The following is a 24,212-nucleotide window of genomic DNA, read 5'->3' on the forward strand; positions in this document are numbered from 1 at the left end:
GGTGATGAGATGGTGAGTTTGATGTTTCGACGGCGCAAATGGCGCATTTAGAACGTCAAACTCACCACCTCACCATTTCACACCTCACCAAAAACGAACCAAGCGCCCCGTTTCAGATGTATCTTTCCCGACTAAGACCTGATTTATGGCGATGTTGATGGAGCGCGGCGCTGCGGCAGGCCAATACCCCGCCCTGGCGCGGGTACGGACGGAGCTGGAGGCCTTCAAGCGCAAGTTTTACCTGAACCTGCTGGTGCGTGGATTGCTGGTGGCCGGTGGGCTGCTGCTCACGTTTTTCGTGATCTTCAACGGGCTCGAATACTTCCTGTACCTGCCCACGGTGGTGCGGGCCGGGCTGCTGTTCGGCTTCATCGGCCTCACGGTCTACAGCTTCGTGCGCTGGATTTGGACGCCGGTGGCCGCCCTCACCAACCTGCGCCGGCTGCTGAGCGACGAGCAGGCCGCCCGCCGCGTAGGCGAGCTTTTTCCCGAAGTGCAGGACCGGTTGGTGAATGCCCTGCAGCTGCAGGGCCAGGCCCGCGACAATGCCCTGATTGCCGCCAGCTTGGAGCAGCGCGCCGCGCAGTTCGGCCAGTATTCGTTTGCCGAGGGCATCAACATTCAGCAGCAGAGCAAGCCGCTGTGGAAGTACGCGGCCATTCCGGCGGCAGTGCTGCTGGCGCTGCTGGCCTTTTATCCCAGTTTTCTGGTGCAGGGCACGGAGCGCATCTGGCACTACAAGCGCGCCTATTCGCCGCCCGCGCCGTTTCAGTTTTTGATTAAGAATGCGAAGCTGACGGCGTTTCGGGGCGAGGATTTTACGCTGGACGTGGGCGTGGCGGGGGCAGCTTTGCCGGCCGAGGTCAGCATCGCGATGGATGGTGGCGAGCGGCGGCTGAGCAAAGTGGCCGGGCGCGGCGATGCGTTCCGCTACACCTTCGAGCAGCCGCAGGGCGACGTGAGCTTTCAGCTGAAAGGGGCGGGGTTTACTTCGCCCGAATACCAGCTCACGGTGCTGGAGCGGCCCAATCTGCGCGACTTCAAAGTCAGCATAACCTACCCGCCCTACACCGGCAAGGCGGCCGAAACCATCGAGAACGGCGGCAACCTGACGGTGCCCGAGGGCAGCACGGTGCGTTGGGAATTTGCCACCGCCGCTACCGATGAGCTGGCGCTGGTTTTCCAGAACCCCGACGAAACCCTGGCTGCCAGCGGCGACGACGGCACCTTCACGGCCACGCGGCGCATCCTGCGCTCGCAGCCCTATTTGCTGCGCCTGAAAAACCCGGCCAGCCTCAACCGCGACCCCATTTCCTATCAGCTCACGGCCGTGCCCGACTTGCCGCCCTCGCTCACGCTGGAAGCTTTTTCGGATACCGTGACGCGGCGCTTCCTGGCGCTGGGCGGCACCGTGCGCGACGACTACGGCCTGACCCGCCTGGAGCTGCACTACGCGTTACGCCGCGCCGGACAGGGGCCGAATTCGGCCCCCAGCCGCCAGGGTGCTACGCCGCTGGGCCTGCCCCGCGAGAGCGCCGGCACCTACGCCTACACCTGGAACCTGAACGCGCTGAACCTGCAACCCGGCGACCGCCTCGAATACTTTGTGGAAGCCTGGGACAACGACGGCGTGCACGGCCCCAAAGCCACCCGCACCCGCCCGGCCGAGTTCCGCCTGCCCAGCCGCCGTGAGCTGCGCCAGGAGATGAAGGCGCAGGCCGAGTCCGTGGCCAGCCAGATGAGCCAGGCCGCCAAGCAAAGCGAGAAGCTGGAGCGCGAGCTGGTCAAAACCCAGGACAAGCTGAAAACCAAGCGTGACCTGAGCTTTCAGGACCGCAAGCAGCTGGAAAACATGCTGGACCAGAAAAACCAGCTGAACCAGCAGATGGAGCAGATGCAGAAGATGTTCGAGCAGCTGCAACAGAAGCAGGACCAGGCCAGCCCCAAAAGCGAGGAGCTGGCCAAGAAGGCTGAGGAGCTGAAAAAGCTGATGAACGACCTCCTCAACCCCGAAACCAAGAAGCTCTACGAGAAGCTACGCAAGCTGCTGGAGGAGCAGAAGCAGCCCGACGCCGAGATGCAGAAGCTACTGCAACAGCTCGAAAAAAAGGAAGATACCCTGCAAAAGGAGCTTGACCGCGCCCTCGAAATGTTCAAGCAATTGCAGCTGGAGCAAAAGGCTGAAGAAACCGCCAACAAGCTCGACGAGCTGGCCAAGCAGGAAGAAAAACTGGCCGAAAAAACCGACCAGAATGACAAGGAAAACCCCGATAACAAGCTCTCGAACCAGGAACAAAAAGCCAAGCAGGAGCAGCTGAAACAGGAGCAGGCCCAGAACCAGAAGGAGTTTGAAGACCTGAAAAAGGAGCTGCAGGACCTGAAGCAGATGGACAAGGAGCTCGACAACCAGAACGGCATGGACGAGCAGAAGCCCGACCAGGAGCAGACCGACCAGGACATGCAGGAAAGCCAGCAGAGCCTGAGCAAAAACCAAAACAAAAAGGCAGCCGGAAAACAGAAAAGCGCCGCCTCCCGCATGAAGAAGATGGCGCAGAAAATGCGCGACCAGATGAGCGAGGAGGAGAGCGACCAGGCCCAGCAGAACATCGAAGACCTGCGCGATATCCTTGATAATCTACTCACCCTCAGCTTCGACCAGGAAGGACTGATGAAGGAATTTCGCAAAGTTGACCAGTCCGACCCGCGCTTCGTGCAGTTGGGCCAGACCCAGCGTAAGCTGCGCGACGATGCCAAAATCATTCAGGATTCGCTGTATGCACTGGCCAAGAAGGAGCCCAAGATTCAGAGCTTCGTAACGCGGGAGGTGGGCGAGATGAACGGCCGCATGGACGAGTCGCTCACCCACATTCAGCAGCGCGATTTGGGCCGCGCCACCGCCACCGAGCAGCAGGCCATGACCAGCATGAACAACCTGGCCCTGATGCTGCAAAGCTCCCTGCAACAGATGCAGCAGGAGGCCCAGGCCGGCAAAGGCCAGCCCAAAGACGGCCAGGGCAAGCCCGGCAAGAAAAAGGGCAAAGGCAAAGGGCAGGGCCAAGGCAGCAAGCCCGGCCCTGGCAACATGGGCAAGATGCAGCAGCAGCTCAATGAGCAGATTCAGCAGCTGTCGAAATCGGGCAAGTCGGGCCGCGAAATGTCGCAGGAGTTGGCCCGGCTGGCCGGCCAGCAGCAGATGCTGCGCCAGGCCATGCAGCAGCTCGACAAATTGCAGCAGGGCGGCAAGCCCGGTGGCTCGCAGGGCCAGGGCAAGGATGGCAGCCAGAACAACCCGAACGGCAAGGACGGCAAAGGCGACCAGGGCGCGGGCGGCACCGGCGACCTCAAAAAAATGATGGAGCAAACCGAAACCGACCTCGTGAACAAGCGCCTTACCGAGGAGACGATGATGCGCCAGCAGCAGATTCTTACCCGCTTGCTAGAAGTGGAAAAATCGGCCCGCGAGCGCGACCAGGACACCAAGCGGGAGGCGCAGGCGGCTCAGTACAAGCCCCCGGTTTTCCCGCCAGCGTTCGATAAATACCGAGTTAGTAAGGAACGCCAGACCGAATTGCTACGTAGTACACCCCCGAACCTCACGCCGTATTATGAGCGCGAAGTGGGGGAATATTTCCAGAAAATCAAATAATCCGAGCGGCTTCCTATCCAAGCGGGCGGCGGTTTCGTTAACCAATTAGTGTACTGTTAGAACCACGCCCGATGGAGTCGCAGAAATAGTTGCGGTGCTTTGCCTTTAAAAGACTATTTTTACCGCCCCAAAGAGCTACCGCTCTTCCCATCAAACCACCCTATGAAGCAGGTAAAAATTCAGATTCCGTCGCTTGTTGAGAATATCCGCGTCGTTGAAAGCTTCATCGATAATTCCAAGGATACCTTTCAGATTGAGGACGATATCTACGGCAACATTATGGTGGCCGTGACCGAAGCAGTGAACAATGCTATTCGCCACGGCAATAAGTTCGACAAGGACAAAAACGTCTACCTATCGCTCTACGTGGAGCCGCAGCAGCTCAAGTTCGAGATTGAGGACGAAGGCACGGGCTTCAACTACGATAACCTCGATGACCCCACGGCCCCTGAAAACCTGGAGAACCCGGGTGGTCGCGGCATCTTCCTCATTCGCCACCTTGCCGATGAGGTGGAGTTCAGCAAGGAAGGCCGCTGCCTGCTGCTCACGTTCCAGCTGGCACCCGCACCTGCCGACGAAGCCGCCGCCGCCGACCACCTCGCCGCCTAAAGCCGCCTGATTCCGCATGAACAGCACCCCGCCGCTGGGCCCGCCCCACAACGAAAACTTCCCGCCTGGCGAGCTGCACCACGAGGCTCCGGGCGTCGAGTTCATGGTGGAAGATGCCCCCGATTTTGAGCTCTCCGACGCCGAAAGCCTGCTGGAGTGGATTGAGCGCGTAGCCAAGGTACACGAGCACCGCATTGTGCAGCTCACCTACATCTTCTGCTCCGACGACTACCTGCACCGCCTCAACGTGGAGTACCTGGCCCACGATACGCTCACGGACGTCATCACTTTCGATAACTCCGATGACGCAGATATCCTCGAAGGCGATATCTTCATCAGCATAGAGCGCGTACGCGACAATGCTCAGGACCTCGGCATCCCGTTCCGCGACGAGCTGCACCGCGTCATGATTCATGGCGTGCTGCACTTGCTTGGCTACCATGACAAGGACCTGCTGAGCCAGACCGCCATGCGCGCCAAGGAAGACTACTGCCTGGCACTGCGCAGCTTCTAGTGTTTTCTGATTTAAGAACGGGTAGAGACGCATCCTTGCGTCTCGTCGTTGAACGGCTCGTACAGCCACCGCTTGGCGGAGCCGTTCAACGACGAGACGCAAGGATGCGTCTCTACCCGTTGTGTCTGCTTCATCTGACCATTTGTTATGGCCGCCTCTTCTTCTGCTGAATTCCCCGTCATCCGGGGCGATGCGCTGGATTTCTACCTAGCCCAGGGATATTACCGCATGCAGCAGGACCTCTTCACCTGCCAGTTTGTGCCCTTCGATGGCCGCCTCTACACCGCCCACTGGCTGCGCCTCGACCTGGCCCGCGTGGCGTGGGGCCCCGAGCAGCGCCGCCTGCTGCGCCGCAATGCCCGCTTTGCCGCCACCATCCGCCCGTTTCGCCTCACCGACGAATACGAGGAGCTGTACGCCCGATACCGCGCCGCCATTACCTTCGATGCCGCGCCCACCATTGAGGCCGTGCTGCTGGGCGGGGCCGCCCACAACGTCTTCAACACCCAGATTATCGAGCTGCGCGATGAGGGCAAGCTTATTGCCGCCGGCGTGCTCGACTACGGCGAGCGCACCTTCGCCGGCATCCTCAATTTCTACGACCCCGCGTATCACAAGCACAGCCTCGGCAAGTACCTGCTGCTGCTGAAAACCGACTACGGCCGCCGGCTCCATTTCGACTACTACTACCCCGGCTACCTGGTGCACGACTACCCCAAATTCGACTACAAGCTCTTCGCCTGCGCGGCGGCCACGGAAGTTTTCGACAGCATCGGCGGCCAGTGGCTGCCTTATTCCCGGGAAGCGGTGCAGGCCAATTCGGCCGAGCTTTTTGCCGAGTGGCTGCCCGAGGATTTGCAGGGTCTGAACGAGTAGGGTGCGGGGCTTGCCCCCGCCCGTCGGTGCACGATTCAGCCGCAAACCGTCCGACGACGGGCGGGGGCAAGCCCCGCACCCTGCTCGTTCAAATGCCCATTTCGTTGCAGGTGACGATGACGGCCGGGCATGGATTGCGTAATTTTGTAGCTATCAACGCCGCGCGGCATTTTTTCGCGCCAGGTTTCGCCAAGTTGAAATCAAGTTTCGCAAAGCTTGGTTCTTACTTCTATCGCCTTGGCGAGACTCCCATTTTAAACTTCGCGAGACTTCGCGCGCCTATGTTTCAGCAAGAAGATTACGACGTCATTGTAGTGGGCGCGGGCCACGCCGGCTGCGAAGCCGCCGCCGCTGCCGCCAACCTCGGCTCGAAAGTGCTGCTGGTGACGATGAACATGAACACCATCGCCCAGATGTCGTGCAACCCGGCCATGGGCGGCGTGGCCAAGGGCCAGATTGTGCGCGAAATCGACGCGCTGGGCGGCCAGTCGGGCATCATCACCGACCAGACCATGATTCAGTTCCGGATGCTGAACCGCTCGAAAGGCCCCGCCATGTGGAGCCCGCGCGCGCAAAGCGACCGCATGCGCTTCGCCGAAGCCTGGCGCCTGACCCTGGAAGGCATCGCCAACGTCGATTTCTGGCAGGAAGCTGTGACCGGCATCGTGGTGGAAAATGATACCTGCGTGGGCGTGAAAACCGCCCTCGGCATCGAGTTTCGCGGCAAGTCGGTGGTGCTCACGAACGGCACGTTCCTGAACGGCCTTATTCATATCGGGGAGAAGAATTTCGGCGGTGGCCGGGCGGCTGAGAAGGGCAGCCGCGGTATCACCGAGCAGCTGGTGGAGCTGGGTTTCGAGGCCGGCCGCATGAAAACCGGTACCCCGCCTCGCGTGGACGGCCGCAGCCTTGACTACTCGAAAATGGAAGCCCAGGGCGGCGACAAAGCACCCAGTAAATTCTCCTACCTCGACACGCCGCGTCTGGTCAATCAGCGCCCCTGCTACATCACCTACACCAACGAGCGGGTGCACGACATCCTGCGCGAGGGTTTCGAGAAGTCGCCCATGTTCCAGGGCCGCATCAAGGGCCTGGGGCCGCGCTACTGCCCCAGCGTAGAGGACAAAATCAACCGCTTCGCCGACAAGGACCGGCACCAGATTTTTGTGGAGCCCGAGGGCTGGAGCACCGTGGAATGCTACGTGAACGGCTTCAGCAGCTCGCTGCCCGAGGACGTGCAGTATCGCGCCCTACGCGAAATCGCGGGCTTCGAAAATGCCAAGATGTTCCGCCCCGGCTATGCCATCGAATACGACTTTTTCCCGCCCACCCAGCTGGCGCCCACGCTCGAAACCAAGCTGATTGCCGGCCTCTACTTCGCGGGCCAGATTAACGGCACCACGGGCTACGAGGAAGCCGCCTGCCAGGGCCTGATGGCTGGCATCAACGCACACAACAAAGTGCACGGCAAGCAGCCGTTCGTGCTCAAAAGGAGCGAGGCCTACATTGGCGTGCTCATTGATGACTTGGTGAACAAAGGCACCGACGAGCCCTACCGCATGTTCACGAGCCGCGCCGAGCACCGCATTCTGCTGCGCCAGGACAACGCCGACCTACGCCTCACGCCCCTGGGCCACGAGCTGGGCCTGGCTTCGGATGAGCGCCTGGAGCGCGTGCGGATGAAGGAAGGCCAGACGGCCGAAATTGGCGTGCTGTTCCAGAAATTCGCCATCGAGCCGGCCGAAATCAACCCGCTGCTAACGGAGCTGAGCTCGGCCGAAATCCAAGAGAAAACCCGCGCCGTGAACCTGCTGCGCCGCCCCAACGTGGAGCTGGCCGACCTGCGCCGCGCCCTGCCCGCCCTCGACGAAGCGCTGGCCGCTTACGATGCCGAGGCGCTGGAGCAGGCCATCATCAACATCAAATACGAAACCTACCTGCTGAAGGAGCAGCAGCAGGCCGAGCGCATGCAGGAGCTGGAAAACTTCGTGATTCAGGGCCGGCTCGACTACCGCGCCATGCCCGCCCTCTCGCACGAGGCCCGCGAAAAGCTGCTCAAGATTCAGCCCGAAACCATCGGGCAGGCCTCGCGCATCAGTGGCATCTCGCCGGCCGACGTGTCGGTGCTGATGGTGTACCTTGGCAGGTGAAATGAATTAAAAATTGAGAATTAAAAATTAAAAATTGAGCCTGCGCAGACCAAACAGCGCCAATCAGTCCAATAATTTTTAATTCATAATTTTTAATTTTTAATTAAAAAAGAGTGTCCTACGAACGATTAGAGAGTTGCCCGGTTTGTGGCAAAACGGATTTCAAGAATAAGCTGGTTGTCGAAGACCGCACCGTGAGCCACGAGAGCTTCGCCATTGTGCAGTGCGCGGCGTGCAGCTTCCAGTTTACCAACCCCCGGCCGCAGGAGGCCGAAATCGGCAAGTATTACGAGTCCGACGCCTACGTGTCGCACAACAGCGCGGCCCAGGGCTTCGTGAACCAGGCATACAAAGTGGCCCGGTTTTTCACGATGCGCCGCAAGGTGGGGCTGCTGAACAAGCTGGCGCCGCGCCGGGGCAAGCTGCTGGATTACGGCTGTGGCACGGGGCATTTTCTGAAAGCCGCGAAGTCGGCGGGCTGGCAGGTAGCGGGGCTGGAGCCCAACGCCCGCGCCCGTGAAGAAGCCAGTCAGCGCCTCGGCCAGCCGATAGGGCAGGAGAGCCTGGCCTCGTTTCCGCCCGGCACTTTTGATGCCATTACGCTTTGGCATGTGCTGGAGCACGTGCACACCCTCAACGAAACGCTGGCCCAGCTGGTGGCGCTGCTGAAGCCCGATGGGGTCATCCTCATCGCCGTGCCCAACGTGGAAAGCCTCGACGCCCAGCACTACCGCGAGCTGTGGGCGTCTTACGACGTGCCGCGCCACCTCTACCACTTCGCGCCCAAAACCATGGCGCAGCTGCTCAAAAAGCACAAGCTGGCTATAACCCAGACGCTGCCCATGCCCCTCGATGCCTACTACATCAGCATGCTCAGCGAGAAGCACAAGGCCGAGCGGGCGGGCGGCCTGCTCACGGTGCTCAAGGCCGGCTACAAGTCCAATGCGTACGCTGAAGAGCACGAGGGCCAGTATTCGAGCCTGCTGTACGTGGCCAAGCGCCGCACCCCAGCGGCCTGATGCGGCCGGCGGCACGGTGGCGGCTACTCGTGGCGGCGGGCCTGCTGGCCACCGCCGCTCGTGCCCAAACCGTGCCCGTGCCGCTGCCCGATTCCGTCAAAAAGCCACCGCCGACCTTTGTGGCCGATACCGCCCGGCACGTTGTGGTCGTTAACACCCCCGAGCCGACCAACGAGGTGACGCGCCGCACGGGGCTGCGCATCGGGGCGGCCATTGTTGTCCTTACGCTCACCACGCTGCTGTTGTATAATGTCCGTTCGCGCTGAATTGCTGGCTTTGCTGGCGCTGGTTGCCCTGCTTGAAAGCTGCGCCGCCGTGGCCCCGCCCCTGGGCGGCCCGCGCGACCGCACCCCACCGCGCCGCATCAGCAGCTCGCCCGACAGCGCGGCCCGCAACGTGAAGCAGCAGTTTGTGCGGCTCAATTTCTCGGAGGCCGTCATCACCAAGGAGCTGAGCAAAAACCTGCTCATCACGCCCCAGCTGCCCGAAGACAACCCCTACAAGCTGCGCGAAGACCGTAATTCCATCACGCTGCTTTTTGATAAGCCGCTTGATGCCAACACCACCTACAGCTTCAATTTCCGGGAGGCCGTGGTGGATATCACCGAGGCGCTGCCGGCCAAAAATGCCTACCTCACCTTCAGCACCGGGGCCGCGCTCGACTCGGGCAAGGTGCGTGGCACGCTCACCGATGTGCTCACGGCCCGGCCCGTGGAGGGCTCCAGCATTGGCCTGTACCGCGAAGGCGACACGCTGGGCGTGCGCAAGGGCCGCCCGTACTACACCGTGCTCACCGACAAAGCCGGCAAGTTCAGCCTGAATTTTCTGAAAGCCGGCACCTACAAAATCTACGCCGTGGCCGACAAGAACAACAACGGCCGCTACGACGAAGGCGAGAAGATTGCCTACCTGCCCGCGCCCATCACTATTGCGGGCAGCACCGGCCAGGAGATTGCGCTTGTGCTCACGCAGCCCGATAAGCGCCCCCCGCTGGTCAGTTCGCGCACGCCCAGCCCCACCCAGATTCGCCTCAGCATGAGCGAAGGCCTGCGCACGGCCACGCTGGCTCCCCTGGATAGCCAGGCCCCTCCCGCCGCCGTAGCTGAAGCCATTCAGCTGGCCGACCGGGGCCGTTCGGTGGTGCTTTTCAAAACCCCCGAGGTGGGCGATGGCCGCTACGTGCTCACCGCCACCGACAGTACCGGCAATGTGGGCCACGACACGCTGCAAATCAAGTTTCCGGTGCCGGCCGCTGCCAAAAAAGCGCCCGCCCCGTCGCTCTACACCGTGGAGGGCGGCGCCCGCGCCGTGTACCCCCAGGGCCAGATAAAATTCCAGTTCTCCGTGCCCGTACGCATGGCCAAAGACCGGCCCTTTGGCACCCTGGTGGAGGACTCGGTGAAGCGTCGCCCCCTGCGCCTGCCCGCCGACGGCCAGCTCAGCCCCGACCGTACCGAACTGGTGGTGCGCTTCAACTCCAAGGCCAAAAAGCGCCTCGAAATCCTGCTCGACAGCACCGCCATCACCGCCATCACCGCCCAGAACCTGCGCCTGAAACCCTTACGCCTCGGCATCAGCGAGCAGGATGTATCTACCAGCCTTTCGGGCACCATCACGACCAGCGAAAAGAGCTTTGAGCTGCAGCTGCTCGATGAGAAGTTCCAGGTGGTGGCCAGCCTGCTCTCGCCCAAGGGCACCTACCTGTTCTCGGATATGGCTCCCGGCACCTACCGCCTGCGCGTGCTCATCGACACCGACGGCGACGGCCGCTGGCGCGGCGGCGACCCCAACCTGCTGCTGGTACCCGAGCCGGTGTACCTCGACCCCAAGCCCCAGCAGGTGCGGGCCGGCTTCGACATCGTGGAGCCGTTGAAATTTTAGCCTTTCCGTTTCCTTTTTACCCTTTGTGGCAGAGCTGCCGGCCGGGCAGCTCCGCGTTTTTCGTTCGCTGGTGCACCTCTGCCGGCCGCTAATGCGGGGCTTTTGCAGCCTTTCGATGCGGGCTATCGGGCTACCAGGCCATTTTAGGCCGGTGCAGAACTCCACCGGCCCTTCTATTTCTGACTGCTTAAAAACACGCCAAACACCCATGCTTTTCCACATTAGTGGATAACTAAATGCTTTTTCCAGTTACTGAGCGCATTTTTCAGTCGTAATCCCCCGGTTTTCCACGGGCTTTTCCACATTGATTTTGCCGTGGGGATGATTTCGGGGATAACCTGGGGGAAACAGCCCGGCAGCGCGGGGATAAGTGGGGTAGAAGTTTTTTTGGCTGGCAGGCTGCCCGCACAGGTCAAACCGGGCGGGGATAACCGTGGATAACTTTCCCCGGAGAAAACGCCTTCCCACACTGTGCTTTTTCAGGGGATAACAAAAATGTGGAAACGTGGTGGATATGTTGAAAATCCACCCAACGCATTACATAACAGCGCTTTGTTTTCCACAATGCCGGTGTATAGCCCGTGGATAAAACCGGTATTACCCCCACGTTATCCCCAGCGTGGATAACCTCGCTGACTTTTCCACTTATCAACCGACCTAATGAGTAGAAATAAAAAGAGTCTTTTAGAAAAAAATTTAATCAAAAAATAAGAGTGGGGAAAACTGGAAAAGGGGTTTGTCCTTGCTCAAGGGCTGGAGTGCCGCTTTGAGAATTTGAGTGCCGAGGGGAAAAAGGAAGTCAGGCCCAACGCTAAAAATAAAGCGGCCGAAAAAATCAAGCCCCGGGTTCGAGATTTCTTGAAAGCGGGTATTTCGGTTTTTGCGCGAATCCGTATGGGTTATGCACAAAGCCCCAGGTCTTATCCCCATGCCGTTCGATTACACGCTCGATTTTCATTCCGTTGATTTCCGCCAGCACCCCGAACTTTACCGCGTGGGCCGGGGCGAGCAGGGTGTGCTGCTGGTACAGCCCTACAAGGCCGAAATTCTGCCCCACTGGCGCTTCAAAGACGTGGCGGCGGCCCGTGAGTCGTCCGAAACGATTTACGGCCTGTTTGAGGCTTATTTGAAGGCCCACGACTTTGTGGGAGCCGACATGGCCCGCAAATTCATCCAGATGGGTTTCACCCGGGCCCGGCGCTATGCCAACCACGCCGGCGGCAAGAAATACGTCGGCCCCGTACCCGCCGACAAAAAAGCCAGAGCGGCGCCCACGGCCGGGCCGAATTGCCCCATAATCCCCATCCCGATGTGGATAAAGTAGAAGCCGCCGCCATTTTCAAGCGCAAGTGGGACGAGGCCAAAGCACACCCGGAATACCTGCGGCAGAAGGAGGCGTTTATTGAGAAATATGGGAAGTAGGGGATAAGTGTGTGGATAAAAAGACCGTCATGCAGAGCGCAGCGAAGCATCTTTACCGCACAACGCAACTCAATCGTAGGAAAGGATTAGTGACTGCGGGCAAGATGCTTCGCTGCGCTCTGCATGACGTTCTTCTCCATTGTTGCCCGCCGAACACCCGGCCTCCCTGCCTACCTTTGCTTACTACCCTTCACCCCAACCCGCATGAGCACCCCCCAACCCTCCAGCATCGAGGAAAACGAAATCATTCTGGGCACCGGCATGGGCCCCCTGCGCTTCGGCGCCACCATGGACGAAGTGCGCACCCTCGTGGGCGAGCCCGAGGAAATTGAAGAGTCCGACGACGACGACGACTTCGAGCACCAAGCCTGGAACTACCACGAAGAAGACTACCTGCTCTCGCTGTACTTCGACCGCGAGGACGACTTCCGCCTGAGCTGCATCGAAACCGACAACCCCAGCATGCGCCTCTACGGCGAGGCCATCTACGGCCAGAGCGTGGATCAGGTGAAGGCTCTTATGGAGCGCCATGGCCAGGCCACGCCCGAGCTGGAAACCATGGAGGAAGGTGCCATCCGCCTTTCCTACGAGAAGTCGATGATTGACTTATACTTCGAAGAAGGCGAGCTGCAGTTCGTCAATTTCGGCGTGTTTATCAATGACGACATGGAAGTGCAGTGGCCTAAGTAAGGTCGGCTTATCCACATTCCGGCTGTTTTAAGCTGTGGATAAGTGGATAAGTGGATAAGTGGATAAGTAGGTGAAAACGGGGTGTTTATCCCCTTTTCTGGATGGCCGGCTCAAAATGGGTCAGCACCCTTCTCAATTGCCAATAAAAAAGGCTGTCTCATTATGAGACAGCCTTTTTTGTGTTTTGGCCGGTCGGGCTTATTAACCCAGCACTGCGCGGAATAGCAGAAAGAGCAGGCCCGAGAGCACCATGGTAACCGGCAGGGTGAGCACCCAGGCCAGGGCAATGTTGCGCACCATGCCGGGGTTGATGTTCTTCACGCCGCGGCTGGCCACCATGCTGCCCGCGATGCTCGAAGTGAGCACGTGCGTAGTCGACGAGGGCAGATTGAGCCAGGTGGAGGAGCCAATCATGAGGGCGGCCACCAGTTCCGAAGAGGCGCCCTGGGCATAGCTCAGGTGCTCCTTGCCGATGCGCTCGCCAATGGTTTTTACGATGCGCTGCCAGCCAATCATGGTGCCGCAGGCCAGCGAAAGGCTCACCATCAGCAGCACCCACCAGGGGGCGTAGTCGGTGAAGGTTTTCATCTCTTTGGAGGCATCTTCGTAGCTTTTGCGGTCGGCCGTGCTCAGGCTTACCTTCTCGGAGCCGAGGAGTTTTTTGGCGCGGTTGGTGAGCAGTAGCACGTCGCGACGGATTTCGAAGCGCGTTTGCTGGGGCAGCTGCTTGATGTCGGTTTTGCCAGCAAAAATGCGGTCGAGGTCGGCCGTTTTCTCCTGAATCTCGACCAGGCTTTTCTGGTCGGTGGGGCTCAGCTCGGCGCGGTTTACGCGGCTGATAACGTACTCCACCTTGCCCAGCGACTCGCGCAGGTCGAGGGGGTTTTTGCTTTCGTCGAGGGCGAAGCGGAAGGGCACGATGCCAATCAGAATCAGCATGACCAGGCCCACGCCCTTCTGCCCGTCGTTGGAGCCGTGGAAGAAGCTTACCAGCGTGCAGGTGGTGATGAGCAGCAGGCGAATCCAGATGGGCGGGGGCTTGCGCTTGTGTGGCTCCTTGAAGATGGCCTTGCTGGGCGCAAAGCGCTTGAACAGGAACATCATGCCGATGGTGAGCGCAAAGCCCAGCAGCGGGCCCACCAGCAGAGCAATGCCCGTTTCGCCGGCTTTGGACCAGTTTACGGCCGTGCCGCGCGACTCGGGCAGCAGCGAAAACGCAATGCCCACGCCCAGAATGGAGCCGATAAGCGCGTGCGAGCTGGAAGCCGGAATTCCGTAGTACCAGGTACCCACGTTCCAGATAATGGCGGCCAGGATGAGCGCGCCCACCATGGCAATGCCGTGGTACACGTTGGCATCAACCAGGCTTTCGACGGGCAGCAGGTACACAATGCCCATGGCCACGCCAATGCCGCCGGCAAACACGCCGATGAAGTTCCAGAAAGCCGACCAGACCACGGCGACCCAGGGCCGCAACGCGTTGGTATAGATAACGGTAGCCACGGCGTTGGCCGTGTCGTGGAAGCCATTCACGAACTCGAACGCGCAGGCGGCCAGCAGGCACACGCCGAGAAGCAGCAGCACGTGGGGTTCTAAACCAAACATAAAGAGGGGGTTGGTGGGTAATTAGGTTGAATCAAGCGGCAAAGGTAGGGAGGATGGCCCGGGGTGGGTATGTTACTTAATTGTGACGGCGTCTGTCATCCTGAGCGTAGCGAAGTACCTTATCACGCCTGCGCCGCTTGCAATCTGCAAATAGTTCTTTGGGTATAAGGTCCTTCGCTACGCTCAGGATGACAGACGGACGCGCCTTCTACGCACAAGTTTCAGCTTCCGCCGTACCAGCCTACTTTTGTGGGTATGAACCCAGCAATCGAAACCACCCAGCTTAAGGATATTGTGGCCCACGCCAAGGAATACGGCTTCGTGTTCCAGTCATCGGAAATCTACGACGGCCTGGCCGCCGTGTACGACTACGGCCCCAACGGCGTGGAGCTGAAAAATAACCTCAAGCGCCTGTGGTGGGAAGCCATGACCCAGCTGAATGGCAACGTGGTGGGCATCGACGCCGCTATTTTCATGGACCCGCGCACCTGGGAAGCCAGCGGCCACATCGCCGGTTTCAACGACCCGCTGATTGACAACCTCGACAGCAAAAAGCGCTACCGCGCCGACGTGCTGCTCGAAGAAAAAGCCGCCGAGTACGAAAACGCCGGCGACCCCGCCCGCGGCGCGGCGCTGACCGCCGAAATGGGCCGCCTACTCACGGCCAACGACCTGGCCGGCGTGCGCGAACTCATCATCAATGAGAAAATTCTCTGCCCCGTCTCCAAAACCGGCAACTGGACCGAAGTGCGCCAGTTCAACCTGATGTTCTCGACCCAAGGCTCGGCCGTGGACTCGGACGCGCCGCCCGTGTACCTGCGCCCCGAAACGGCCCAGGGCATTTTCGTGAACTTCCTGAACGTGCAGAAATCGGCCCGCATGAAGATTCCGTTCGGCATTGCCCAGATTGGCAAGGCTTTCCGGAACGAGATTGTGGCCCGGCAGTTCATCTTCCGGATGCGAGAATTTGAGCAGATGGAGATGCAATTCTTCGTGCGCCCCGGCACCGAAGGCGAGTGGTACGACACTTGGAAAGCTTCGCGCCGCAAGTTTCACGAGGCGCTGGGCCTGCCCGCTACCAAGCTGCGCTTCCACGACCACGACAAGCTGGCCCACTACGCCAAGGCCGCCGTGGACATCGAGTACGAATTCCCCTTCGGCTTCAAGGAGATGGAAGGCATTCACTCGCGCGGCGATTTCGACCTGACCCAGCACCAGAACCTGAGCCGCAAAAAGCAGCAGTATTTCGACGCCGACATCGACCCCGCCACCGGCAAGGCCTACGGCAACTACGTGCCCTTTGTGGTGGAAACCTCGGTGGGTGCCGACCGCCTGTTCCTGGCCACGCTCTGCAACGCCTACCAGGAGGAAACAATCACGGAAGGGGAGGGCGACGCCCAGACCACCAAAACCCGCACCGTGCTGAAGCTGCACCCTGCCGTGGCCCCCGTGAAAGCCGCCATCTTCCCACTGGTGCGCAAAGACGGCATGCCCGAGAAAGCCCAGGAAATCTTCGATGCCCTGAAGTTCGATTTCCGCCTGGTAATGGAGGAGCGCGACGCCATTGGCAAGCGCTACACCCGCCAGGACCTCATCGGCACGCCTTTCTGCATCGTGGTCGATGGCCAGACCTTGGAAGACGAAACCGTAACCGTGCGCCACCGCGACTCGCGCGAGCAAACCCGCATGCCAATTTCGGAGCTGCGCGCCTACATCGGCGATGCCGTGAGCTTCCGCCGCATCTTCGAGCAGCTGTAAGTAGTAGCGCGGACTTTTAGTCCGCGAGTGAACAAGCCGCTGAAACGGTGCCACTCGCGGATTAAAAGTCCGCGCTACTTTTTGGCAACATTCTGACGCCTTGAATAAAAAAGTCCGCTTGCACCTTTTACCGCTTGCGACACGTTATTTTAGTCAGCCTAACTGTTGAAAACCATGCTCCGCTATATCCACGACCGCATCACCGTTCATCCTGATTTGTGCGGGGGGCGACCCACTATTCGGGGCCACCGCCTCACGGTGCAGCAGGTATTAGAATCGTTGACAGCGGGCGATACGCCAGCGGAAATTCTGGAGGACTTCGATTTTTTAGAGCCGGAAGATATTACTGCCTGCCAGCAGTTTGCGCTTAAAATTGCTTTGGAAGCCCTGCGCCAGCGCACGTACCTGCCCGCGGCTGCTTAGCGCATGGCCGAGTTTCTGATTGATGCCAATCTGCCCAAACGAATGGCTTTCTGGCACGACGGCTCGTGCGAAATAGTGCCCGATACGCAGTGGCATGATTCCCGTATTTGGCGCTACGCCCGGCAGCACGGGCTAACAGTAGTGCCCCGAGATGCCGACTTTGAGCGGCTGGCGCTGCTGGAAGGGCCACCGGTTGTTATTCTGTTATGTGTGGGTATGGCGAATTGGCGGGAAATCTGGCAGATTCTAAACCAGTAGTGGACCACGGCGCAGGCCGCCAGTCGGCAGCCCGGCTGCCGGATGGTCCGGGTGTATCCCGATTGGATAGAGGTGGTAGCTACTGAAGCTGCGGGATGATTCTTGATGGAGCAGAGCGGGCTATCGGTTGACGTCAGGCTTCCCTCTCCGCGGGAGAGGTGCCGGGGGTGAGGTTAGCCCCGCGCCGCGCTTACGTAACTTTGCCTCTTATACAAGGACTTTATGTGGGAACAGCTCGCCTTATTCATCATCCGATTCCGTCTGTCGCTGGTCGCGATACTAGCTGCCATCACCGTCTTCATGGCCTACAAGGCCAAGGACGTGGAAATGACCTACGACTTCGCCCAGGTAGTGAGCGAGAAGGACCCGGATATGCTCTATTTCCGGCAGTTCAAGCGCACCTTTGGCGAAGATGGTAATGTGCTGGTTGTCGGCCTGCAGGACAGTTCTATCTACAAGCTCGGCAACTTCAACGAGTTCCGGCAGCTGACCGATACCCTCGCCAAAATAGAGGGCGTGAACGGCGTGCTCAGTGTGAGTAAGCTCCTGAATATTACCAAAGACACGGCAAACAACAGCTTCAAGGCCGCGCCCATCTTCAAAAACCCGCCCCGCAGCCAGAAGGAGCTCGACAGCCTGATGCGGGTGGTAAACAGGGTGGAGTTCTACAAAGGTCAACTCATCAGCCCCAATACCGGGGCCACGCTGCTGGCCCTCACCATGGACTCGAAGTACCTGAACTCCTCGAAGCGCCAGGCGGTGATGAACAAGATTCTGGGCTTTTCCGGGCAGTTTGAGAAGAAAACGGGTATCAAGCTGCACTACGCCGGCCTGCCCTACGTTCGCTCTACTATGACCAGCAAGGTGGCCGGGGAAATGAAATTCTTCACCATTCTGGCCATGATTGTGACCGGGATTACGCTGCTGGCCTTCTTCCGAACGTGGTCGGCGGTGGTGTTTCCGCTCATTGTGGTGGGTATTACGGTGGTGTGGTGCATTGGCTCGATTGTGCTGCTGGGCTTCAAAATCAACCTGCTCACGGGCCTGATTCCGAGTATTATCATCGTTATCGGCATTCCGAACTGCACCTACTTGCTGAGTCGCTACCACTATGACTACCGCAAATCGGGCAACCAGATGCTGGCCATGACGCGGGTAATGCGCAAAATCGGCCTCGTGACCCTGATGAACAATACGACCACCGCCGTGGGCTTCATCGTGTTTGCTTTCACCGACATTGCCATTCTCTACCAGTTTGGCCTGGTGGCTACCATCAATATTTTCGCGGCCTTCATCATCAGCTTTATTCTGATTCCGGCCGCTTTCACCTACCTGCCGCCTCCTACCGCCAAGCAGCTGGAGCACCTCGACGCCGCGCCCCTCACCAAGCTGCTGGAGTTTTTCGACCACCTCGTGCTCGACCGGCGCGGCACGGTCTACATCGCGGCGCTGGTGCTGGTGGCAGGGGCCGCCATTGGCATTTCGCGCATCGAGTCGGTGTCGTACATGGTGGATGACCTGCCCAAGAAAAGCTCGGTGAATTCCGATCTGGCCTTCTTCGAAAGCCATTTCAACGGCGTAATGCCGCTGGAATTTGAAGTCGATACCCACAAGAAGCGCGGCCTGCTGAAGCTTAAAAATCTGGAGAAAATCGACCAGTTCGAGAAGTACCTGCGTACCCAGCCAGAGCTGTCGCCGCCGGTCAGCCTGGTTACCTTCCTCAAGGCCACCACCCAGGCCTTCTACAACGGCGACCCCAAGTTCTTCCGCCTGCCCGATAACTCGGAGAAAAACTTCATCCTCAGCGCCCTGGCCAATTCCAAAGGCAACGCCACGGGCGCGGGCATGAACAGCAAGCTCCTGCGCTCCTTCGCCGACAGCACCGGTCAGAAGGCCCGTATCAGCCTGAAAATCGCCGACATCGGTTCCCAGAACCTGGACACGCTGATGAACACGAAAATCATCCCGGAGATGAACCGCATCTTTAAAGGGACGGGCATGGATATCCGGCCTACGGGCACGACCATCATCTTCACCAAGGGCAACGAATACGTCATTCACACCCTGCGCGACAGCTTGTTTATGGCCTTCGGGCTAGTAGGTCTGGTGGTGTTGCTGCTGTTCCGTTCCTTCAAAACGGTTCTTTTCGCCCTCATCCCCAATGCCGTGACGCTGATTCTCACGGCCGGCATCATGGGCTATTTCAACATCGCGCTCAAACCCAGCACAGCCCTCATTTTCGTCATTGCGCTGGGCATTGATGGGGATAACTCCATCCATTTGCTGGCCAAATTCCGCCAGGAAATGGCCCTGAACGGCAACCGCGTGCGCGAAGCTGTGTCAGTAACGCTAAGCGAGGCGGGCACCAGCATGATTTACACGAGCATCGTGCTGTTCGTGGGTTTCAGCATCTTCGCCTTCAGCGAATTCGGCGGCACCAAAGCCTTGGGAATGTTGATGTCGGCTTCGCTGTTGATAACCAACTTCTCCAACCTAATTCTGCTGCCCTCGCTGCTCGTCACCTTCGAGCACGGCAAGGGCGGCGATATGGATACCAACGCCCTCATCCGGCACTACGACGAGTCGTATCACGAAGAAGACGATGACATCGATTTGAACCTGAAAAACATGCAAAAAGCCGCCGAGTACGAAGGCGACTACACCATCTAGAACGTCGTCATGCACCACCCGAACGTCATGCAGAGCTTAGCGAAGCATCTCGCGTGTGGTGGTAGCTGATGACGCCAAAACGATTGATTTTACTGCCCCACGCGAGATGCTTCGCTGCGCTCTGCATGACGGCCTTACTGACCGAGTAACAAAATGAAATACCCCGAATACAAGCAGCCGCTCAACTACGGCCAGCTCGGCGAGGACATCCTCGCCTGGTGGAAGGAGCACGGCATCTTTGAAAAGAGCGTGAGCAGCCGCGAAGGCCAGCCCACGTTCGTGTTTTACGAAGGCCCGCCTTCCGCCAACGGCGCGCCCGGCATCCACCACGTGATGGCGCGCACGGTGAAGGACATCTTCTGCCGCTACCAAACGCTGCTGGGCAAGCAGGTGCCCCGCAAGGGCGGCTGGGATACCCACGGCCTGCCCATCGAGCTGCAGGTAGAGAAGGAGCTGGGTATCACCAAGGAGGATATCGGCCACAAAATCAGCATCGCCGACTACAACCAGCGCTGCAAGGAAACCGTGATGCGCTTCAAGACGCAGTGGGACGACCTGACCGAGAAAATGGGCTACTGGGTCGACCTCGACGACCCCTACGTGACTTTCGAGCCCGAATATATCGAAAGCTGCTGGGCGCTGCTCAAGAAGCTATACGACAAAGGTTTGCTCTACAAGGGCTACACCATCCAGCCGTACTCGCCGGCCGCCGGCACCGGCCTGTCGTCGCACGAGTTGAACCAGCCCGGCACCTACAAGGACGTGAAGGACACGACCGTGGTAGCGCAGTTCAAGGTGAAGCACGGCCCAGTTTCGGAGAAGCTTTTCGCTGCTGCTGGCGCTGACGCTAATGTGTACATCCTGGCTTGGACGACGACGCCCTGGACCCTGCCCGCCAACACCGGTTTGGCGGTGGGCAAGAACATTCCGTACCAGCTCATCCGCACCTTCAACCCCTACACCTACGAGCTTATCTATGTGGTGCTGGCGAAGGCGTTGGCTGGTCGTTATTTCACCGAAAAAGGCGCTACAGTGCCGCTGGAAGGCTACGCCGAAGGCGACCACAAGGTGCTGCCCTGGCGGTTGGAAGCCGAATTTACCGGTGCCGACCTCATCGATATCAAGTACGAGCGCCTGTTCGATTTCACGCCTTTTGAAGGCGAGGAGCGGGCTTTCCGCGTCATCAACGGCGACTTCGTGACCACGGAGGACGGCACGGGCATCGTGCACATCTCGCCCACGTTTGGCGCCGATGACTTCCGTGCCGCGCAGCTGGCCGACATCCCCGCCCTGATGGTGCCGGATGCCGAAGGCACGCTCGGCCCCATCGTGGACCGGACGGGCCGCTACGTGCCCCAAATGGGCGAGTTTGCGGGCCGCTGGGTGAAGAATTACGACGGCCACGACGAAACCGGGGCCGATTACAAGACGCTGGATGAAAGCATTGTTATCAAGATGAAGGGCGACGGCACGGCCTTCAAAGTGGAGAAGTACGAGCACACCTACCCGCACTGCTGGCGCACCGACAAGCCCGTGCTCTACTACCCGCTCGATTCCTGGTTCATCAAGACCACGGCGGTGAAGGACCGGCTCATCGAGCTCAACAAAACCATCAACTGGAAGCCCGAAAGCACCGGCACCGGTCGCTTCGGCAACTGGCTGGAGAACTTGGTAGACTGGAACTTAAGTCGCTCGCGCTACTGGGGCACGCCGCTGCCCATCTGGCGCAGCCAGGACCGGACGGAGGAAATCTGCATCGGCAGCATCGCCGAGCTGAAGGCGGAGATTGACAAGGCCGTAGCGGCCGAAATCATGACCCACAACCCCTACGCCAACGGCGAAAAAGTGGACCTGCACCGGCCCTACGTCGACGATATTTTCCTCGTTTCGCCCACGGGCCAGGCCATGTACCGCGAGGCTGACCTCATCGACGTGTGGTTCGACTCGGGGGCCGTGCCCTACGCCCAGTGGCACTATCCGATTGAAAACGCCGAGAAATTTCAGAAGAATTTTCCCGCCGATTTCATCGCCGAAGGCGTGGACCAAACGCGCGGCTGGTTCTTCACGCTGCACGCCCTGGCCGTGATGCTGGAAGACTCTGTGGCCTTCAAAAACGTGATTGCCAACGGCTTGGTGCTGGCCAAGGACGGCCAGAAGATGAGCAAGCGCCTCGGCAACGCCGTCGACCCGTTTGCCACCATCAAGCAGTTCGGCCCCGATGCCACCCGTTGGTACCTCATCGCCAACGCGCCGCCGTGGGACAACCTCAAGTTCGACTCGGCCGGGGTGACCGAGGTGCAGCGCCGTTTCTTCGGTACGCTGTTCAACACGTACTCGTTCTATGCGCTTTACGCGAACCTGGATGCGTTCGAAATGGACGAGAAATCCCGTGTGCCGCACGCCGACCTGAGCGAGCTGGACCGCTGGATTCTGAGCAAGCTGCAGTCGCTGATTGCCGAAGTGCGCGGCCACCTCGATACCTACGACCCCACGAAGGCCGCCCGCGCCATCCAGGATTTCGTGACTGACCAGCTCTCGAACTGGTACGTGCGCCTCTCGCGCCGCCGCTTCTGGAAAGGCGAATTGACGACCGACAAGCGCGCCGCGTTCGAGACCCTGAACGAGTGCTTGCAGACTGTGGCGCAGCTCATGTCGCCCATCGCGCCCTTCTTCGCCGAGTGGTTGTACCGCAACCTGACCGGTGGTGAAGGCATCGAATCGGTGCACCTCACGCTGCTGGTCGAAGCCGACGCCGCCCGCATCGACCACAAGTTGGAAGAGCGGATGGAGCTGGCTCAGCGCATCAGCTCGCTGGCCCACTCGCTGCGCAAAAAGTCGGTGCTCAAGGTGCGGCAGCCGCTGCTGCGCATCCTGGTGCCAGTGCTCAACGACACGACCAAGGAGCAAGTCGGCCTCGTGGAGGATTTGATTTGCGCCGAAATCAACGTGAAACACATCGAATTCCTGGACGATACCAGCGAAAGCGGCGTGCTGGTGAAGTCGGTGAAGCCCAATTTCAAGCGCCTCGGCCAGCAATACGGCCCGCGCCTGAAGGCCGTGGGTGCCCGCATTCAGCAGATGACGGCCGCTGAAATCAGCCGACTGGAGAAGGAGGGAAGCCTCGCCGTGGAAGTCGATGGCCAGCCCATCACCCTGGCCCCCGACGACGTGGAAATCCGCACCGACGACCTGCCCGGCTGGCTCGTGGCCACCGACGGCCCCCTCACCGTGGCCCTCGACGTGACCCTGACCGACGAGCTGCGCCAGGAAGGCCTCGCCCGCGAGCTGGTAAACCGCCTGCAAAACCTGCGCAAAGACTCGGGCCTGGAAGTGCAGGACAAAATCCGCGTCACGCTGGCAGATGGCCAGCCCGAGCTCACGGCCGCCGTGGCCGCCTTCGGCGACTACATCCGCACCGAAACGCAGGCCCTCGCCCTCACCTTCGCCGCCGATGTGAACGGCGGCTCGGTGCTCGAGTTTGATGACTACTCCGTGCCCGTGTATTTGGAGGTTGCAACTGCCTGATGCTGAACGACTCGCCGGGAGGTGAAATCCCCGGCGAGTCCTCTGCCGCACAAACGGTCGATAAGCTCGTCTTTGCGGGTTTAAAACATCAGATAATCAGCTATAAAAGGTATAAAATAGAACGTCATACCGAGCGTAGCCGAGGTATCTCGCATGGAGTAGTAAACCAATCGTTCAACGAAGTAAGCGAGATGCCTCGGCTACGCTCGGTATGACGTTCTGTTGAATCCTAACGACTCAATTCCCGCTTTCTTCCTGCTCCTGCCTTAATGCACCCAACCCTCACCAATCGCCAGCAGTCTGCGGCTAAATTCTTCCTACTGGCGCTGTTCGTCATTGCCCTCGACCAGCTGTCGAAGTGGGCCGTGCACACCTACATGCAGCCCGGCATGGCGGGCGAAATCCCGCTCATCGGCCACTGGGCCAAGCTGCACTACACGCTGAATCCCGGCATGGCCTTCGGCGCCGAGCTGCCCGCGCCGTATGGAAAGCTGGTGCTCAGCGGATTCCGGCTGCTGGCCGTGTTTGGCCTGAGCTACTACATTATCCGCCTCTGCCGGCAGCGCGCCGCCGCCGGCTACATCGCCTGCATGGCCCTCATCCTCGGCGGCGCGGTCGGCAACCTGATTGATTCCATTTTCTACGGCATCATTTATGACAACTCTCCGTTTGGCTCGCCCTCGCGCTGGTTCTATGGCCAGGTTATCGATATGCTCTACGTGGACATCTACGAAGGCTTCCTGCCCCAAAACTGGCCGTTGCTAGGAGGGAAGTACGTCTCGCTCTGGCCCATCTTCAACATCGCTGATTCGGCCATTTTCATTGGCGTAGCCGTTATTCTGTTAAATCAGAGCCGTTTTTTCAAGCAGGACGAGCCTGCGGCTGTAGCTGAGAATCACAGCGAACCGCTGGTAGCTCCCGACTCGGAGAATCTGGCGTAGCGAACTGTGCCGTGGACTCTGCGAGTCCGCGCGTGGGTCGGTCGTTCACGCGTCCACCTCACCCCCTGACCCCCTCTCCAAAAAAGAGGGGGCACCGGAAATGCTTCAATGAGGCAGTACAAAGCAGAGAGCCCGCTATTCAGCGGGCTCTTTTCGTATTCGGTGGTTTCGTCCTCACGGGCCGGTGCCCCCTCTTTTTTGGAGAGGGGGTCAGGGGGTGAGGTT

The 24,212-nt window shown here is 59.6% G+C and carries 18 protein-coding genes; 17 read left to right on the plus strand and 1 reads right to left on the minus strand.

Annotated features, from left to right (window positions below; genetic code table 11):
- Window positions 1-145: 145 nt before the first annotated feature.
- The 11 genes from KQ659_RS00505 to KQ659_RS00550 all read left to right on the plus strand — a co-directional run bounded on the left by KQ659_RS00505 (window position 146) and on the right by KQ659_RS00550 (window position 12,807).
- A complete protein-coding gene (locus KQ659_RS00505; RefSeq protein ID WP_226915699.1) occupies window positions 146-3,646 on the plus strand; it encodes a DUF4175 family protein in 3,501 nt (1,166 codons plus the stop codon).
- A 162-nt stretch (window positions 3,647-3,808) separates the two neighbouring features.
- Window positions 3,809-4,255, plus strand: a complete 447-nt coding sequence (locus tag KQ659_RS00510; protein ID WP_216679293.1) for an ATP-binding protein — start codon at window positions 3,809-3,811, stop codon at window positions 4,253-4,255.
- Between the two features lie 16 nt (window positions 4,256-4,271).
- Window positions 4,272-4,769 carry an rRNA maturation RNase YbeY gene (ybeY, locus tag KQ659_RS00515; protein ID WP_216679292.1) on the plus strand — a complete coding sequence of 166 codons (498 nt, stop codon included), beginning with the start codon at window positions 4,272-4,274 and terminating at the stop codon, window positions 4,767-4,769.
- 147 nt (window positions 4,770-4,916) lie between these two features.
- Window positions 4,917-5,645, plus strand: coding sequence for a GNAT family N-acetyltransferase (locus KQ659_RS00520; RefSeq protein WP_226929788.1), 729 nt, complete (start codon window positions 4,917-4,919; stop codon window positions 5,643-5,645).
- A 281-nt stretch (window positions 5,646-5,926) separates the two neighbouring features.
- Window positions 5,927-7,795, plus strand: coding sequence for a tRNA uridine-5-carboxymethylaminomethyl(34) synthesis enzyme MnmG (mnmG, locus tag KQ659_RS00525; RefSeq protein ID WP_216690459.1), 1,869 nt, complete (start codon window positions 5,927-5,929; stop codon window positions 7,793-7,795).
- A gap of 113 nt (window positions 7,796-7,908) precedes the next feature.
- Entirely contained in the window at window positions 7,909-8,814 is a 906-nt protein-coding gene (locus KQ659_RS00530; protein ID WP_216679290.1) for a class I SAM-dependent methyltransferase, read from the plus strand.
- Window positions 8,814-9,080: a hypothetical protein gene (locus KQ659_RS00535; RefSeq protein WP_216690458.1), complete on the plus strand. Its 267-nt coding sequence runs from the start codon at window positions 8,814-8,816 to the stop codon at window positions 9,078-9,080. The genes KQ659_RS00530 and KQ659_RS00535 overlap by 1 nt, the downstream gene beginning before the upstream one ends.
- Window positions 9,064-10,695: an Ig-like domain-containing protein gene (locus tag KQ659_RS00540; RefSeq protein ID WP_216679288.1), complete on the plus strand. Its 1,632-nt coding sequence runs from the start codon at window positions 9,064-9,066 to the stop codon at window positions 10,693-10,695. The genes KQ659_RS00535 and KQ659_RS00540 overlap by 17 nt, the downstream gene beginning before the upstream one ends.
- 928 nt (window positions 10,696-11,623) lie before the next feature.
- Entirely contained in the window at window positions 11,624-12,019 is a 396-nt protein-coding gene (locus KQ659_RS00545; protein ID WP_332875060.1) for a DUF4385 domain-containing protein, read from the plus strand.
- Window positions 12,007-12,117: a hypothetical protein gene (locus tag KQ659_RS21700; RefSeq protein WP_317196063.1), complete on the plus strand. Its 111-nt coding sequence runs from the start codon at window positions 12,007-12,009 to the stop codon at window positions 12,115-12,117. The genes KQ659_RS00545 and KQ659_RS21700 overlap by 13 nt, the downstream gene beginning before the upstream one ends.
- 204 nt (window positions 12,118-12,321) lie before the next feature.
- Window positions 12,322-12,807: a hypothetical protein gene (locus KQ659_RS00550; protein WP_210427911.1), complete on the plus strand. Its 486-nt coding sequence runs from the start codon at window positions 12,322-12,324 to the stop codon at window positions 12,805-12,807.
- A 201-nt stretch (window positions 12,808-13,008) separates the two neighbouring features.
- On the opposite strand, the gene KQ659_RS00555 is transcribed toward KQ659_RS00550, so the two are convergent.
- Window positions 13,009-14,412 carry an inorganic phosphate transporter gene (locus tag KQ659_RS00555; protein WP_216679287.1) on the minus strand — a complete coding sequence of 468 codons (1,404 nt, stop codon included), beginning with the start codon at window positions 14,410-14,412 and terminating at the stop codon, window positions 13,009-13,011.
- Between the two features lie 255 nt (window positions 14,413-14,667).
- Between KQ659_RS00555 and KQ659_RS00560 the strand changes: the two genes are divergently transcribed.
- From KQ659_RS00560 to KQ659_RS00585, 6 genes are all read left to right on the plus strand, one after another.
- The gene (locus KQ659_RS00560; protein ID WP_216679286.1) at window positions 14,668-16,170 is read left to right on the plus strand and encodes a glycine--tRNA ligase; all 1,503 of its coding nucleotides are present in this window, start codon (window positions 14,668-14,670) and stop codon (window positions 16,168-16,170) included.
- A gap of 174 nt (window positions 16,171-16,344) precedes the next feature.
- Complete coding sequence (locus KQ659_RS00565; protein WP_216679285.1) at window positions 16,345-16,593, plus strand: DUF433 domain-containing protein; 249 nt, start codon at window positions 16,345-16,347, stop codon at window positions 16,591-16,593.
- 3 nt (window positions 16,594-16,596) lie between these two features.
- Window positions 16,597-16,851 (plus strand): DUF5615 family PIN-like protein, encoded by a 255-nt coding sequence (locus KQ659_RS00570; RefSeq protein WP_216679284.1) that lies wholly within the window; start codon window positions 16,597-16,599, stop codon window positions 16,849-16,851.
- 222 nt (window positions 16,852-17,073) lie between these two features.
- Window positions 17,074-19,521 (plus strand): efflux RND transporter permease subunit, encoded by a 2,448-nt coding sequence (locus tag KQ659_RS00575; RefSeq protein ID WP_216690457.1) that lies wholly within the window; start codon window positions 17,074-17,076, stop codon window positions 19,519-19,521.
- Window positions 19,522-19,674: 153 nt separating this feature from the next.
- Window positions 19,675-23,046, plus strand: a complete 3,372-nt coding sequence (gene ileS / locus KQ659_RS00580) for an isoleucine--tRNA ligase (protein WP_216679282.1) — start codon at window positions 19,675-19,677, stop codon at window positions 23,044-23,046.
- A 269-nt stretch (window positions 23,047-23,315) separates the two neighbouring features.
- The gene (locus KQ659_RS00585; protein ID WP_216679281.1) at window positions 23,316-23,987 is read left to right on the plus strand and encodes a lipoprotein signal peptidase; all 672 of its coding nucleotides are present in this window, start codon (window positions 23,316-23,318) and stop codon (window positions 23,985-23,987) included.
- The last annotated feature ends 225 nt before the right edge of the window (window positions 23,988-24,212 follow it).

The sequence above is a fragment of the Hymenobacter siberiensis genome, assembly GCF_018967865.2.
GTDB lineage: Bacteria > Bacteroidota > Bacteroidia > Cytophagales > Hymenobacteraceae > Hymenobacter > Hymenobacter siberiensis.

Excerpts from the sequence above, each read along its gene's own strand:
- mnmG (WP_216690459.1), top strand. The coding sequence starts at position 5,927 with ATGTTTCAGCAAGAAGATTACGACGTCATTGTAGTGGGCGCGGGCCAC.
- KQ659_RS00535 (WP_216690458.1), top strand. The coding sequence starts at position 8,814 with ATGCGGCCGGCGGCACGGTGGCGGCTACTCGTGGCGGCGGGCCTGCTG.
- KQ659_RS00555 (WP_216679287.1), bottom strand. The coding sequence starts at position 14,412 with ATGTTTGGTTTAGAACCCCACGTGCTGCTGCTTCTCGGCGTGTGCCTG.
- KQ659_RS00570 (WP_216679284.1), top strand. The coding sequence starts at position 16,597 with ATGGCCGAGTTTCTGATTGATGCCAATCTGCCCAAACGAATGGCTTTC.
- KQ659_RS00545 (WP_332875060.1), top strand. The coding sequence starts at position 11,624 with ATGCCGTTCGATTACACGCTCGATTTTCATTCCGTTGATTTCCGCCAG.
- KQ659_RS00560 (WP_216679286.1), top strand. The coding sequence starts at position 14,668 with ATGAACCCAGCAATCGAAACCACCCAGCTTAAGGATATTGTGGCCCAC.
- KQ659_RS00520 (WP_226929788.1), top strand. The coding sequence starts at position 4,917 with ATGGCCGCCTCTTCTTCTGCTGAATTCCCCGTCATCCGGGGCGATGCG.
- KQ659_RS00510 (WP_216679293.1), top strand. The coding sequence starts at position 3,809 with ATGAAGCAGGTAAAAATTCAGATTCCGTCGCTTGTTGAGAATATCCGC.
- KQ659_RS00575 (WP_216690457.1), top strand. The coding sequence starts at position 17,074 with ATGTGGGAACAGCTCGCCTTATTCATCATCCGATTCCGTCTGTCGCTG.
- KQ659_RS00565 (WP_216679285.1), top strand. The coding sequence starts at position 16,345 with ATGCTCCGCTATATCCACGACCGCATCACCGTTCATCCTGATTTGTGC.
- KQ659_RS00585 (WP_216679281.1), top strand. The coding sequence starts at position 23,316 with ATGCACCCAACCCTCACCAATCGCCAGCAGTCTGCGGCTAAATTCTTC.
- KQ659_RS00550 (WP_210427911.1), top strand. The coding sequence starts at position 12,322 with ATGAGCACCCCCCAACCCTCCAGCATCGAGGAAAACGAAATCATTCTG.
- KQ659_RS00540 (WP_216679288.1), top strand. The coding sequence starts at position 9,064 with ATGTCCGTTCGCGCTGAATTGCTGGCTTTGCTGGCGCTGGTTGCCCTG.
- KQ659_RS00505 (WP_226915699.1), top strand. The coding sequence starts at position 146 with ATGGCGATGTTGATGGAGCGCGGCGCTGCGGCAGGCCAATACCCCGCC.
- ybeY (WP_216679292.1), top strand. The coding sequence starts at position 4,272 with ATGAACAGCACCCCGCCGCTGGGCCCGCCCCACAACGAAAACTTCCCG.
- ileS (WP_216679282.1), top strand. The coding sequence starts at position 19,675 with ATGAAATACCCCGAATACAAGCAGCCGCTCAACTACGGCCAGCTCGGC.